Below are 14659 nucleotides of genomic sequence, written 5' to 3' on the forward strand. Positions count from 1 at the left end.
TGGTAGTGCAGCAGTATTGGGTCTTTGCTCTATATCTTCTGTGGCTCAGCTAAGTGGAGCAGATAAGCACGCCACGTTTTGATTGTATTACGAGCCAACCTGCTGGCGCGGCTCAGCAAGCGGCGGCTTGCAGAGTGGAGCTGACATGAGAATGTCTCGAAGGCATATCGGGTGAGGGTCCGTTCCTGGCCGCATGCGGCCCGACACTGACACCATCAGATGCTCGCCCCGGACCTCTCCACAAGGGGCCGCAGACGCCCCCTCTCGGCCACTCATGCCCCATCCACCCAATGACCGAAGTTGAATCAAGTGAAGACCTGTTCAACGCGCGCGCGAAGCTAGCCGCGAAGCGAGCCTCTCAGCCAGTGCGCGGTCAATGACTTCGAACGAGCGGCTCGACCGCTCATAGGCATACATGTCACCGGTCGCTATGTCGAACCACCAGCCGCTCAACACCAGCGCCCCGGCAGAGACTTGCTGGCGAACGATCGGGTAGGTCATCAAATGCTCGAGCTGCACCAGGACATTGAGTTGCGACAATTGGTCATGCGGCTTTAGCGTGCCGTCGAGCGGGCCTTCGTGTTCGAGGCGAAACGCCGCGTTGTTGGCGTGGTAAAGCCATTTGTCGAGATTCGGAGCTCTCAGCTTCGGGTTGCGTGCATAGACAGCTTTCATGGCGCCACATTCGGAGTGCCCGCACACGACGATATTCGCGACTTTCAGCACCAACACCGCGTACTCAATCGCGCTTGCCTCGGAGAGGTCGCCGGTCGAGGTTCCTTCGGCGGTCGCCGGCGGAATCAAATTGCCGACATTTCGCATCGTAAAGAGATCGCCGGGATGCGTAGAAGCAAGCAGGTCCGGTACAACGCGACTATCCGAGCACGTGATAAAGAGTGCATCGGGTGTCTGGGCGAGAGCGAGCCTACTGAACTGTTCCGCATATTGCGGTAGCATCTTCTCGCGAAATTCGACAATGCCCATTATGAGCTTGCGCATGGCATAGCCTCCGGCAAAGTTGATCCTGATGTCCATCGATCCGCTTACGCCTATCGAGCGATCGATTGCTGCAGGTCCAGCAAGTTCTGCGGCGAAACACGGATAACCCCCCAGCGCGGACTGTCTACGTCTGCAATGAGGGACAGCGAGACCGACGCCGTCAGGGGAAGGACAATCAGGAGCCCGACTTTGGCGCCCTTGCCGCGCACGCCGTAGCCCTGGAGCAGGTTGCTGAAGATGGCAATTGCAATCATCAATGACCAGGCGCCGCTTGGCACCCTGTTTCGCCAAGCAGCAGTCGTGTACCCGCGTGAATTAATAACGTCGTTCATGCCCGCCACTGTGAGGGCGGTAACGGGATCTGGCGTCACGCGCGCGGCCCCCCTGACGCTATTCCACATTCGACTTTCGAGTTCGCCGGTGCGGACGTCTATTTGCGCCAGCATTGCCGCGTCTCTCGATTGATAGGCGCGAATTCTTAGCGCGAGATATTCACGAACCAATGCCTTGAGCTCGACGGCTCGGGCGTCATCCAGGAGATCGGCGCGAAGATATTCGGTACCAATGGCATTCGCTTCCTCTTCTTCCAGGTTCTTGCGCTGATCGTACCTGCCCACTGCCATCGACAAAGTAAAACCAATCAACAATGCGAAAAGAGTCAAGGTCGCGGTCTGCACAACGCTAAAGTCATCGCGCGACTCATCGGCCATTGGTTGAAAGCGTCGGAGCACGAGCGCGCCAAAGTATGCCACCCCAGTGAATACAATTAAAAACAGTACGAACAGGACAGCAGGACGATCGATCACTTGCATCAAGTTCCCCTGTTTCATCTGGCACTGGTCCAGCCATCTCGATGAGTCTGCACTTGCGATCCTAGCCGAATTTCCATTATCGAGATCTCACTTTCCGTTCGGTCGCGCCTATACGGTGGACGATATTGTCGGTCTCCGGCCGGGTGCATGGCGTTAATGAGTATGGCGCGCGTATCTAGGGAATCGCTGATCAATCAGGTTTGCGCTTTATGTTGCACAAGCCAAGGTCGTCGGTTTTTGCAACGCGGGAGAGTTGGGCCGATTCAAGCCGTTTTTCTCTCGTTTCGCACCTTTCCTGGCGCTTTGCGCGCTCAGGCGCGGCTGTAGCGGCGCCCCTTGATCCGGTTCGAGCGCGGGGGAATAACGACTTTGGCGCCAGCGGCGCGAATCGCCAGCACAAAGGCATCGGAGTCGTAGCCCTTGTCCGCGATGACGGCCTTTGCCGGCAGATCCTCGATCAGCTCCTTGGCGCACGTGATGTCGGCAACCTGTCCTTCAGTGATGATCAGCCGCAATGGTCGACCTTGCGCGTCCACTGCCAAATGCAATTTGGTACTCGGTCCGCCGCGCGATCGCCCGAGTGCTTGCGGGCCACTTCTTTTAACGCGCCAGCCGAATGCTGGTGTGCTCTCACGATGGTTGAGTCGATCCGAAGCGCTGAACCCCGCGCAGAGCCGGCTGGAATCATGAAACAAGTATGACGGTTACCAGCCTGCTGGCTACCACAGGCGTCGACTCGCGACAAAAGTCGCGGGGGGACAAATTTTTCCTCTGGTGGGCCGCAGAAGGGACAAGGTTTTTCACCCAACTCAAATGAGTGAGGACTCGGCCTCGCTGCGCAGAACCTATCCGCGCAGCGCGTGCTTGCCCGACAGTTTTATTTCCAAATCTTGCCCGACCTACTCCGACAAGGCACTGGCTCGCCCGGTCTGGGCTTTGAGATGAGTCTGACGGCTACGTAAAAGAAAGGGCCCTGCGGGACTAAACCCGCAGGGCCCGGATCACGTCAACCAGACAGGCTTACGGCCGGTCGATCGAGATTGAGTAGAACGTGTTGCTCGAGGTTGCGTTGATCGAAATGGTCAGGCCCGTGTTGGACAGATTCATGCTGATGGCCTCTGCGGCGCCCGGAATGCCATTGACCGGAGCGACGGCAGGCCGGTAACGAAGCCCCGCGAACGGCTGGTTGTCAAACCAGGTGTCGATGCGGCCATCGTTGCGCTGACGTGTGTAGCTGTGGGCATTCGTGTCGACGGCAGTCACCGTGTTCGAGAACGTGGTGATGTCGGTGACACCCATAGCGTTCAAGCTTGTATCCCAGTAGGTGTTGGTGGAGCCCACCTGGGGCAGAACGCGTGCCACGGGATGCCTTGCGATCATGAAGCCGTTCGCATGGACGATGACGATGGCGAGTTGCCCATCAACGCCTTTGAAACCGAAGGAGCGGGCAGAACCGCTAGTGTCGGTGAGATCAAAGCCACCATTGGAATTGACCGCGAACGTCGGCAGGTCGCCGGCAGGCCAGGGTTGACCACAGCCGCTCTTGCCGCAATCCGTGGCCGTAGTGAACTTGCCAGAACCATCCACACTGAACTTGATCAGGCCAGAGCCGTAATTGCCTGGATTGGTCTCGCGCTCAAAGCTCATCGCAACCCAGTCTCCCGCCAGTTCGGACAGCGGAATGGTCTGTTCCGGAATCAGGAGGCTCGCCGCGCCGGCGCGCCGCTCAAATCCAATCCCGGATTTCGAAACCAGCAGCCTGGCGTCGGTATTGCCAAAGCGGCAGGCTTCGCTGGAATTCGCCGTGTACTGCTCCGATGCGTTTGTGGCGTCATTGGTGCGTGTGAGCGCAACTGCGTCCACGGTAAACCGCTGGATCGTGTTCGCCGTCAGGTCAACCTTCTGGTACTTGCCGCTGCGGTAAGCGGCACAGGTGGCCGATGCGGGATTCAGGATGGTCTTGACGCCGTCCGTCGAACCCTTGTTGCTGGCTACGGCTTCGGACAAGTCCGAGATCGAGGTCTTCGAGGAGGCCAGCGCGGTGCCCAGGGTATCGAGCCGCTGGTCAAGCGCATTGCCCGGCTTATCGCCGTGCGCCGCGACGAGGGGATCCTTAAGCGGGTCCACGCCTGCCAGATCGACCGTGCCGCTCAGAATCAGCTTGACCGATTCAATCGCGCCGTTAAGGCCATCGGCGTTCAGCTTCGATTGTGCCGTGGCATCGAAACTGTTGAAGAAATCCTTGGTGCTGCCGCCGGCCAGCGATGCCGTGATCAGCTCGGTCAGCGGCGTGATGTTAGCCACGGCGCTCGTGCCGGTGCCCGCCTCGACCACCGAATGGAGCGTAGTGCCGTCCGGCGTCGTGACGCTGAGCACGCACGGGCGTGTCGCGTTGGGGATGTCAATGGTGAACGTGCCATCAGCGGCCGTGGTGGCAGTACCGCTACCCGAGGCACACTTGGCCTGAACGGTGGCATTGGCCAACGCGGCACCGACTGCGGCCGTGCCCGCAATCTTGGTCGATGGCGTGGAAGGCGTGGATGGCGCTGCCGCCTGATCGCTGGATTCGCTGCCGCCACAGGCGCCAAGCGCCGCCGCCGCGAGGACAGACATGAAAAGCTTAAATTTCATCAGATTCCCCCTTGTTTTATCGGAACGCTTACAGACGGTTTGTTCGCCAGCTCAAAGTTTCCGCAAGCGCGATCCTAAGGGCTCAATGCTCCTTCGTGTGAAACATTCAGATACATGTTGCTACATTCAGACACACTTCTGACTAACCGTTTGGCGGCGTGTGTGTCGCTTAGCACCGGATTAATGCGATCTAATGAGTACTTTACTGGATTGAAACTTCAGCAGAGTGCAAAATAAATCACGTTGCCGCGCAGCGGAAAAATTTGCCCTAATGCGAAGACATTCGAACCCCACTTAGGAGGTATGGAACGGTGAGGCAAGGCGAGGTTGACGGCCGGAAAGAACATGACACCGCACAAAAAGCACGCTCGCACTGACATTTCTATTTGGCCAGCCCTACGACATCTAAAAACCGCCACAACAGAACTGACCCGCCTGCACCGCGCCCTTGCGAGGCTCGCTACGCGCTTCGCCGACTAGGGGGCAACCTGCGGGGTCCTCGCCATCAGTAAGGGAGCGTGTTGCAGGCTGCTGCCCGATCGTATCTTGCCGACCCTGAGCTGTCGTTCGACCTCACGCCCCGGCGACGACCGCTTTCGAAGTGCAGCCGCCGTTCGCCCCATCAAGTTGATCGGCGAAAGAGCACGGGTGTCCAACCGCGCATCCTCCGGCATCAGATCGGAAGGTACCCCTTTACCAAATCGACAAAGGGGGGTAGCCCAGTGCGATGAAGTCAAGGCCGAGCAGAAGCAAGAAAGCCAGGCGGGCGCCCACGAGTGCGTGCTGGAGATCGTACGCCCGTTTCAAACACGCAGACTTGGCGTGAAGGTGGGCATCCAGCATCGGTTCTAGGAGCCCTCGGCCGTCCGGGTGGACGGCGACACTTCGTGAAGAATTTATACGACCGCAACCGCTTGCGGTCGTTTTTTCTTGAGGGGAGGGAAGTGCCCTCTGACGTTCCGCGGAGCCCTCGTTCCGCAACCAGTGCAGGCGATTTCTCCTGGTCTAGTTTGCGCATCAATGGTATGCGGTATGCATTTAAAAACTTGAAACGGCAATGTGACTCTGATTGTTCATCCGATGGCGACGCAGGAATCTCCCCGGTAAGGAAAAGTTTTGACTGTCGCGTTCGTACTTAAGTCCTTGGGGTTCTGCCGTACCGAGCACTACAAATCACAAATTCCGTTCGTGTCAGCTAGATATCAGTTGTAACCTTCCACGATGCATTATATGATCACAAAACGCTATACAGAACAGAATCTGATAGGAGACAAACCATGATATCCGTGCCCAATTCACGCCGTCGGGCTCTCGTGCAAGGCATCCTGGCAGCGCCTCTAGCGGGCGTCGCATCGATGGCGCCTCGTATTGCGATGGCTGATAGCGCTTTCCCATCAAAGCCCATCACGTTCATCGTGCCGCAGGCCGCTGGTGGCGGCGCGGATCTACTCTGCCGTACCGTCCAAGGGAAAGCGCAAGAAGTACTGGGCCAGTCCATCGTGATCGACAACCGCCCGGGCGCCGCGGGCAACATTGGCACAGTGGCGGGCGCTCGGGCCGCGGCGGACGGCTACACGATGACCTTCGTCAACTTGTCGACGATGGCACTCAACCCCCATCTCTACTCGCGCCCCGGGTACTCGGTAAGCGACTTTGATCCTCTGGTCTGGATGGCATCGGTGGCTAACATCCTTGTCGTCAACCCAAACGTGGCAGCAAAGAATCTCCAGGAATTCATTGCATTGGCAAAGTCCAAGCCTGGCAAGCTCGCGTACAGTTCCGCAGGCAACGGCAGCGGCAATCACCTCGGTGGGGAAATGCTCAAGTCGTTGGCGAAGATTGACCTTGTCCACGTACCGTACAAAGGGGGCGCACCGGCGGTCGTAGCGGTTTTGGGCGGGGAAGTGGATGCCTGTATCGCCGATCCTCTCGCGGCACTGCCGCACATCAAGGCCGGTAAGCTACGGGCTTTGGCCGTCACTTCGGTAAGGCGCGCTAGCGCGTTGCCTAATGTGCCCGCAATGGCAGAAGTCGTGCCGGGTTATGAGGCGACCTCGTGGGCGGGGGCTGTTGTACCGAAGGGCACGCCAGCGGCGGCGAGTCAGAAGTTGAGCCAGGCGCTCCTCGTTGGGCTGAAGGACCCCGAGAACGCGAAAAAGCTGCGAAGCCAGCTTTACGAGCCCACGGCTGCAAGCGGGGCCGAATTCGCATCGCTGATTCGCAGGGAGAACGACAAATGGTCCAAGCTCATCCAACAGTTGGGGATGCGCATAGATTGATCCGGCGAGACCGTGGGCGATTGACGGCTGTCATGGCAAAATGCCATTTGAAACCATGACGCCGGGCGCCCAGAACGACTCGGTGGCCTTACCCATCACCGCCGGTCGAACCATGAATCTCTCTCAACTGCAAACTCGGGTGGCGCGAGAAATCGTAGCCTTGGCGCGCCTGGATGCGCTTCGCGCCGGTGATCACCTGGCGGAGAGCGTGCTGGCCGACCGGATTGGGGTGTCGCGGTCGCCGGTAAATGTTGCGCTGCGGTATCTCGTAGAGGTCGGGGTGGTCGTTCATGACCACAATCGCGGCTTCTTTCTGGACAAGGACGCCCAGGATCTGTCGGCGATTGCTCAGGAGCTATCACAGGAGCCGGACGATCCTCTGCATCTGAAAATCGCGGAGGATCGGTTGAGCGGTGCGCTGCCGGACTTTGTGACCGAGGCCGACATGATGCGGCAATACAACGTCGCACGTAGCACCTTACGAAAGGCACTTTCCAAGATCCAGGAGGAAGGATGGGTCGAGCGGTCCATTGGCCATGGCTGGACGTTCCTCCCCATGATCGACTCCGCGCAGGCTTACGAGGAAAGCTATCTCTACCGCACGGCCTTGGAACCAACTGGACTGCTGAGCCCATGGTTCCGTGCCGATCCGGTGGAGTTGGGCTCGCTGCGCCGCCAACAGCGCGCAATAGTCGATGGTGGGTACAAAACCATGACCCCAGTCGAGCTATTTGAGTCAAACAGCCGGTTTCACGAGACCATAGCCAAATGGTCTGGCAATCGCTTTCTCTTGCAATCCATCAAGCGAATGGACTCGCTGCGGCGGCTGGTCGAATACGGGCAAGCAAAGGACCGCAAACCGCGCCAGGAGCAGGCCGTCGAGCACCTTGCCATCCTTGAGGCAATCGCAGCGCAAGACATGCTAAAGGCAGCGGGATTGATGCGCGAGCACCTGGAGGGGGCTCGCCAGAGAAAGGTACGCAGCAAGTCCGTATTCAAGAGTGCGGCCTGAGATCGGGCTCCTCCATATTGCTGTTCCTTTCTTCATAGCGCAGTAAGCGGGCGCCAGTCCGTCCTTCCCCCGCCTGTCGGCGCCTTCCGGGGCCAGGCATCCACGCGCTTCCTTCTAGTAATCAACAAAGCCTGACGGCGTCCGTCGGTTCGGAGAACAACGACGCCTGCGTCGTGCTTTGCGCGCTTTGAGGCGGCCCTTGATCGCGCTCGTCGGTGGGGATTGCTGCCCCTTTCTCAACTTCCGCAGAATGAAGTGCATTGAACGACGATCCTGGGGCTGCTGCAATCTCGTTGAATGCTTTGCATATCAATGATTTAGGGTAAACGCCAAGTTTTCTTCTTTGCATTCTATAATCACAAAACGCTATACTTCGATCAACCAAGCAACGTCGCAGTCCGGATTGCGACAGCGCGATGCGGTCCGGCAGGCTCTGCATCACCATTCCCTCACGCAGCCAGCTCTTCCGCAGCCGACCGCAAATCCAGATCGGAGACAAAGCATGACCAGCAAGACCCCTTCCGGCGCCGTCCTTCTGAAGCCCGAAACCCTGCCGACGCATGAGCGTGGTGGTGGCGCACGTACGACCCCGCTGGTGTCGCGCGAACTTGGCACGACGAGCTTCATCACGGGCTACACATCGTTTGATGGGGGCGTGGAGATTCCCTTCCATAGCCATAACTGCCAGGAGAGTGTGGTCCTCATGGAGGGCGAGGCAATCCTGGACATCGATGGCCTCGAGTATCTGCTCAAGCCGCACGACGTCACCTTCATTCCGCCGAACGTCAACCATCGCTTCCGCAACCTGTCGAAGACCGAGCCCATGAAGATCATGTGGATCTACGCGACGGTCGACGCAACGCGCACCCTGACTGAAACGGGCGCAACGAACCCCGTGGCAGCGGAACACGGCAAGCGCTAAGCGCAATACCTGTAGCTCCATCAGGCCTGCGGCCAAAGCCGCAGATCTTGTAGCGCGAGGAATCGACCCGGATGACGCCGGGGCGACGCTCTTCTGCGCCCTCAAAAACGTGACCGGCCGCCGAGCATATGTCTCGACAGTCCCCACAGGCCAATCAGCACAAGTGATCACCGGCCTGCTGGTCCAGAACCATGACGCGAGACAACGATGTTGGTATTTCTCGGTTTCGGCATGATTGCCACATTCATGACCCTGATCATGGCCAAGCGGCTGACGCCGGTGGCAGCGCTCATCTTAGTACCGGTCGTCTTTGGCCTGATCGCAGGCGGGGGCCTCGACCTTGGGCAGTCGATCATCAAGTCCATCAAAACCGTAGCGCCCACCGCTTGCCTGCTGTTCTTTGCCATCATCTATTTCGGCATGATGATCGATGTCGGCATGTTCGATCCGCTCATCAAGCTCATCCTGCGATTCGTCCACAACGATCCGGTCCGCCTGGCAATTGGTACCGCACTGCTTACCGCAATCGTGTCGCTCGATGGTGACGGCTCTACGACGTTCATCATCGTAACGTCGGCCTTCCTTCCGATCTACCTTCGTTTGGGGATGAATCCGTGGGTATTGACGTGCATTGCGGCAACGGCCAATGGGATTTTCAACACGGTGCCATGGGGCGGATCCACTGCGCGCGCAGCAGCCGCGCTCAAGCTGAACCCGGTTGACATCTTTGTGCCGATGGCACCTGCAATCTTCGTGTCTGTTTGCGCACTGCTTTTTCTCGCATACCTGCTGGGTCGTTCTGAACGTGCCCGGATCGGATGCCTGGCTATCCAGCCGGATTCCGGCTTGCTTGGCTCTGGCGGTAAGCGATCCGTCGCGGCTGCAGCCGCTACAGGTTTCGCGGGTGTCGCCGGCGCGGCAATGACGTTGCCTCATCCTGGAGCCATCGCGTCGATGCGTGTCGAGGAGGCGTCCGCCGTGTCGTCACGCGATGGTCAGGAGGATTTCTCGGCGCCGTTTTCGAGCGACGGGCACCTCATTCGGCGTCCCCATGCGCGTCCACAACTTGTATGGATCAATGCGCTGCTGACACTGGCCGTGATGACACTGCTTGTTGTCGAAGTTATTCCTTCGCCGGTGGTCTTTCTGCTCGGCGTTGCGATTGCGGTGGTGATCAACTTTCCGCGCGTTGCAGATCAGTCAGAGCAGATCAAGTCTCACGCTTCCAGCATTGTCGGTGTCGTGGGAATGGTCTTTGCCGCCACAGTCCTCACCGGTGTCCTGAGTGGAAGTGGGATGGTCGAAGCGATGGCCAAGTGGCTCGTGGCGATCATCCCGGCGTCCTGGGGTCCCCATCTTGCGCTCGTCACCGGGGTCATCAGTATTCCGATGACGTTCTTCACGAGTAACGATGCGTTTTACTTTGGCGTGCTGCCAATCCTAGCCGAGACCGCTTCACACTATGGCATCTCGGCCGTGGAGATGGCTCGAGCGGCGATCGTTGGTCAGCCGCTGCACCAATCTAGTCCACTGGTCCCTTCCTTTCTTCTGCTTGCAGGTCTGGCCAAAGTCGAACTTGGCGAGCATGCCAGAAAGACGATCTGGCGCGCCGTTGCCGTTGGTCTCGTCATGCTCATCGTGGGCGGATTGACGGGCGCCTACCCGATATAACCGGCTAGGTCACAAGCAAACAAACGAACATCGCATTATCTGGAGATTGACATGCCAACCACCGTTCACGCAGAAGCTCTTACTCGTTTCGGGACAACGGTTCTCGAATCGTTCGGCGTTCCCCGTGAAGACGCGCACCTTTTGGCGGACAGCTTAGTCGTTGCGGAACTGTGGGGGCACTCCTCGCACGGTATGCTTCGCCTGCCTTGGTATGTCGAGCGGCTGCGTAGCGGAGTGATGACCGCAGTAACCAAGCCCGAGGTAGTCATGGATGGTGGTGCGGTGACCGTCATGGATGGGCACCACGGGATTGGCCAGGTGCTTTCGGCAAGGGCCGTGGAGATAGGCATCGATCGCGCTCGCAAACACGGAATCAGTGCGGTCGGAGTCCGCAATTCCAACCACTTCGGTACAGCGGCTTACTTCACGCGCATGGCGGCGAAAGAGGGATGTGTGGCGATTCTTGCCACAAACGCTAGCCCCGCCATGGCCCCTTGGGGGGGGAAGGTAAAAAGCATCGGTACCAACCCATGGTCTATCGCCGCACCGGCTGGGAGCCGAGGCGTCGCGGTCATGGACATTGCCAACACTGCAGTCGCTCGCGGCAAGATCTACCTTGCAGCAGAGCGTGGGGTCGAAATCCCGGACACTTGGGCTGCGGATGAAAACGGTGTGCCAACAACCAATGCCCAAGAAGCTATTCACGGCCTGATTCTTCCGATGGCAGGGCACAAGGGCTACGTCATTTCCTTCATGATGGACGTCCTTGCTGGCGTCCTGACCGGGAGCCACTTCGGGACCGACGTCGCGGGCCCCTATGAAGCCAATCGCCCGAGTGGCTGCGGCCATCTCCTGATCACCATCGATATCAAGTCGACGATGCCGCTCGCCGTCTTCGAGCAGCGCATGGAAGCCCTGATCGGCGAAGTCAAGGCGGTACCGAAGGCCCACGGCATCGAAGAGATCTTCTTCCCGGGCGAGCTTGAAGACCGCAATACCGCTCAACTTCAGGAGGCGGGCATCTCGCTTGCCGATACCACTTGGCAAAGCATGGTCAAGCTTGCAACCGAGACTGGTACGACGTTGCCGACCGCCAACACCTAAAAGGATCTTGCGATGATTGCCCTGATTGTATCCCTCGACGTCTATCCGGAACGCCTCGAAGAGTTTCTTGCTGCGATCAAGGAAAACGCCACCCGCACGTTCAACGATGAAGGCGGGTGCAAGTACTTTGATGTGACGCAGGACACAAAGGATCCGCATCACTTCATGTTCTACGAGCTGTATGACGACGAAGCCGCTATCGACGCGCATCGCGCTGCGCCGCATTTTGCGAACTGGCGCCAGGCGGCTGACCGCTGCGTTGTCAAGGGAAGCCAAGTCAATACGCTTTGCACCCAGCTCTTTCACCACGCCTGAGCAGGGCGAACAGGACTCAGAAACATGACTGACTTCATCACCACGTATAGCCCCTGCACCGGAAAGCCGCTGCAGACCTACGATAGCTGGACGACGGCACAGATTGATCAGGCCGTCCAGGCTGGCCATGAGGCCGCGCTGGCCTGGGGCAAGGAGCCGTTGGCGGCGCGTGTCGCTGCGGTTCGCCGGCTGGCAGGAGAACTGCGCCGCCAGAGCGCGTCGTTTGCGAAGCTCGTTACGGCCGAGATGGGCAAGATTGAAGCCGAGGCTGCGGGCGAAATGGAAAAATCAGCCGTGACGGCGCTGTACTATGCCGACAACGCGGATCGTATCCTGGCTGACGAAGCGGTCCACATCGACGGTGTGAACGCTTGGGTGAGCTACGAGCCGATCGGATTGGTGCTGGCGGTGATGCCGTGGAACTTCCCGGTGTGGCAGGTCATGCGGTTTGCCATTCCGGCCGTCACTGCGGGCAACGGCGTACTCCTGAAGCACTCGCCCAATGTGACTGGTTGCGCGCTGGCGCTTGAGCAGCTTTTCGTCGGTGCTGGCCTGCCCAAGCATTTGATCACTACGCTGGTGGTCGCGGAGCCACAAGTGCCGGCAGTAATCGATGGTCTGATTGAGGATGATCGCATTGCCGCCGTGACGCTGACCGGTTCAAATCGGGCCGGCGCGGCTGTGGGCGGGGCCGCTGGACGGGCATCGAAGAAGTCGGTTCTGGAGTTGGGCGGCTCCGATGCCTTCGTTGTGCTCGACGATGCCGACCTCGATAAGGCGGTCGCCGCAGCCGTGAAGGCCCGCTTCCACAATGCAGGGCAGAGCTGCGTCTGTGCCAAGCGCTTTATTGTCTCGAAGTCGATCGCCGAAGAGTTCACTGCCCGATTCGTCGCAGGGACCGAGGCACTCGTCGTCGGGAATCCGAGCGACCCCGCGACGCATATGGGCCCCCTGGCGCGGCCGGACCTGCGTGACGCACTGGACGGCCAGGTACGCCGGTCGGTAGAAGCCGGGGCAGTGCTGCTGACAGGCGGCAAGCCGGTCGAAGGCCCCGGCAATTTCTACGAACCTACCGTAATGGCGAATCTGCGTCCCGGTATGGCTGCGTTCGATGAAGAAACGTTCGGCCCACTGGCGGCCATTGCCGTCGCCGAGGATGACAAGGACGCAGTGCGTCTGGCGAATGCGACCCCGTTTGGTCTCTCCTTGAGCGTGTGGTCGGCCTCCACTGAGCGAGCGCTCAAGGTCGCTAAGGGCGTCACCAGTGGCGCGGCGTTCATCAACGCCATCACGGCATCGGACGCCCGCGTGCCGTTTGGCGGAACACGAAAGTCCGGCTACGGCCGCGAACTTGCGACTGCCGGCATTCGTGAATTCACCAATGCCAGGACATACTGGGCCGTTTCCGAAGCCTGACCGCATACCAGATAACCGCCAGGAGACATCGTTGAACGCAGGAAGACGCAGGGCATTGCGCGGACTTGGCGCGATCGCGGCCCTCTACGGCATGCCGGCAATTCAAGCGCATGGAGCGGAGCAAAGAGCAATGTACGCGTACGTTGGATGCAGGACCACCAAGGTTCGGAATGCGCGCGGTAAGGGTATCAATGTCTATCGCGTACACGCCGATGGATGGGAACACGTGCAATTGGTGGAGGGTCTCGACAACCCTTCATTTCTTGCCATGGACCATACCCGACGCTATCTATATGCCGTTCACGGGGACTTGAGCGACATCAGTGCGTTCGCGATCGATCCGGCAACCGGCCGGCTCACGCTCCTCAATCGTCAGAGCACTGAGGGGAGAAATCCGGTGCATCTGGCGGTCGAGCCCAAGAACCGCTTCATCGTGGTGGCCAACTACGCGACCGGGTCGTTGGCGTCACTGCCTATCCAAACGGACGGCAGTCTGGGGCGCGTAGCCGACCTTGCCAGGCTACCGGGTAAGCCCGGCCCACACCGCGAGCAACAAGGCGGATCCCACCCGCACGATGTGCCGTTCGATCTTGCAGGCCGGCACTTTATCGTACCGGACAAGGGCGTCGATCGCGTGTTTGCATTCAGCGTCGATTCCACGACGGGAAAGCTGGCCCCCGCCCCAACGCCCTTTGTCGAGACACCGGCTGGTGCGGGCCCGAGGCATGTCACATTTCATCCAGCACGGCCGCTCGCCTATGTCATCAACGAACTGAATTCGACGATTACGACCTATCGATATGATTCGGGGACAGGAACGCTGTCGCCCCTGCAAACCGTTTCCACCATCCCGCCAAGCTATGGTGGAGAGAATACGGGGGCGGAAATCGCCATCGCGAGTTCAGGGAAGTTCCTCTTCGCTTCAAACCGAGGCCATGACTCTATCGTGACGATGGGCATCGACGAAAATACCGGGCTTCTCACCCCCGTGGCGTGGGTGGGAAGCCAAGGCAAAGGGCCTCGCTTCTTTGCGGTCGATCCTAATGGTCGACGATTGTATGCGGCAAACGAGCTTTCGGACACGATCGTTCCCTTCGATATCGCACCAGAAGACGGCAAACTTACCGCGCTGCCCTGGATGATTGAGACCGGCAGCCCGGTTTGCATTATTTTCAGGCGCGCCTGAACTCTATCTACACCAATCTTTCGTCAACAAAGCCAAAACGCATACGAGCCCAGCTTCCCTAACAGGGGATTGTCGCCAACAGAGTGGTCTCCTTCGCAGCCCAAGCGGCTGCGACTTTTAATCGGGAGTGCCGACAGCGGAGTCTGACGGCCCTCCCGACTTTCTCCTGCTCAGTACTGCCTGGCCGCATCCAGCACCGCTTTTGACCAACCGCAGGATGGCGTCCGGCCCAAGTGTTGAACGCGTACGGCCTGCACCAGTTGGACCCGCGTCGGGACGTACGCATCCACCTGATGGAGGCCGGACCTCGCA

General features: G+C 59.2%; 12 protein-coding genes and 1 pseudogene. 8 read left to right on the top strand and 5 right to left on the bottom strand.

Annotated elements, in window-relative coordinates; translation table 11 throughout:
• Positions 1 to 321: 321 nt before the first annotated feature.
• From AC3FKH_RS09640 to AC3FKH_RS09655, 4 genes and pseudogenes are all read right to left on the bottom strand, one after another.
• Entirely contained in the window at positions 322 to 999 is a 678-nt protein-coding gene (locus AC3FKH_RS09640; RefSeq protein ID WP_488675616.1) for a carbonic anhydrase, read from the bottom strand.
• A gap of 50 nt (positions 1000 to 1049) precedes the next feature.
• Positions 1050 to 1811 carry a bestrophin-like domain gene (locus AC3FKH_RS09645; protein ID WP_488675014.1) on the bottom strand — a complete coding sequence of 254 codons (762 nt, stop codon included), beginning with the start codon at positions 1809 to 1811 and terminating at the stop codon, positions 1050 to 1052.
• 317 nt (positions 1812 to 2128) lie between these two features.
• Positions 2129 to 2463, bottom strand: a pseudogene (locus AC3FKH_RS09650) (IS5 family transposase); the annotation flags it as partial.
• Between the two features lie 368 nt (positions 2464 to 2831).
• Positions 2832 to 4295, bottom strand: a complete 1464-nt coding sequence (locus AC3FKH_RS09655; RefSeq protein ID WP_488675015.1) for a hypothetical protein — start codon at positions 4293 to 4295, stop codon at positions 2832 to 2834.
• A gap of 1424 nt (positions 4296 to 5719) precedes the next feature.
• On the opposite strand from AC3FKH_RS09655, the gene AC3FKH_RS09660 reads away from it, so the two are divergent.
• On the top strand, positions 5720 to 6721 hold the full coding sequence (locus AC3FKH_RS09660; protein WP_488675016.1) for a Bug family tripartite tricarboxylate transporter substrate binding protein: 1002 nt from the start codon (positions 5720 to 5722) through the stop codon (positions 6719 to 6721).
• Positions 6722 to 6761: 40 nt separating this feature from the next.
• On the top strand, positions 6762 to 7733 hold the full coding sequence (locus tag AC3FKH_RS09665; RefSeq protein WP_488675017.1) for a GntR family transcriptional regulator: 972 nt from the start codon (positions 6762 to 6764) through the stop codon (positions 7731 to 7733).
• Positions 7734 to 7854: 121 nt separating this feature from the next.
• Here AC3FKH_RS09665 and AC3FKH_RS09670 read toward each other — a convergent pair whose 3' ends face one another.
• Positions 7855 to 8172, bottom strand: coding sequence for a hypothetical protein (locus tag AC3FKH_RS09670; protein ID WP_488675018.1), 318 nt, complete (start codon positions 8170 to 8172; stop codon positions 7855 to 7857).
• Between the two features lie 63 nt (positions 8173 to 8235).
• On the opposite strand from AC3FKH_RS09670, the gene AC3FKH_RS09675 reads away from it, so the two are divergent.
• From AC3FKH_RS09675 to AC3FKH_RS09700, 6 genes are all read left to right on the top strand, one after another.
• Positions 8236 to 8655 carry a cupin domain-containing protein gene (locus AC3FKH_RS09675; protein ID WP_488675019.1) on the top strand — a complete coding sequence of 140 codons (420 nt, stop codon included), beginning with the start codon at positions 8236 to 8238 and terminating at the stop codon, positions 8653 to 8655.
• A gap of 207 nt (positions 8656 to 8862) precedes the next feature.
• Entirely contained in the window at positions 8863 to 10326 is a 1464-nt protein-coding gene (locus AC3FKH_RS09680; RefSeq protein WP_488675020.1) for a CitMHS family transporter, read from the top strand.
• Positions 10327 to 10377: 51 nt separating this feature from the next.
• Positions 10378 to 11430: an Ldh family oxidoreductase gene (locus AC3FKH_RS09685; RefSeq protein WP_488675022.1), complete on the top strand. Its 1053-nt coding sequence runs from the start codon at positions 10378 to 10380 to the stop codon at positions 11428 to 11430.
• A gap of 12 nt (positions 11431 to 11442) precedes the next feature.
• Positions 11443 to 11745: a putative quinol monooxygenase gene (locus tag AC3FKH_RS09690; RefSeq protein WP_488675023.1), complete on the top strand. Its 303-nt coding sequence runs from the start codon at positions 11443 to 11445 to the stop codon at positions 11743 to 11745.
• Positions 11746 to 11769: 24 nt separating this feature from the next.
• Positions 11770 to 13161 (top strand): aldehyde dehydrogenase family protein, encoded by a 1392-nt coding sequence (locus tag AC3FKH_RS09695; protein ID WP_488675025.1) that lies wholly within the window; start codon positions 11770 to 11772, stop codon positions 13159 to 13161.
• A gap of 31 nt (positions 13162 to 13192) precedes the next feature.
• On the top strand, positions 13193 to 14347 hold the full coding sequence (locus AC3FKH_RS09700) for a lactonase family protein (protein ID WP_488675027.1): 1155 nt from the start codon (positions 13193 to 13195) through the stop codon (positions 14345 to 14347).
• Positions 14348 to 14659: the final 312 nt, after the last annotated feature.

The organism is Cupriavidus sp. 21MJTG02-4 (genome assembly GCF_057798975.1).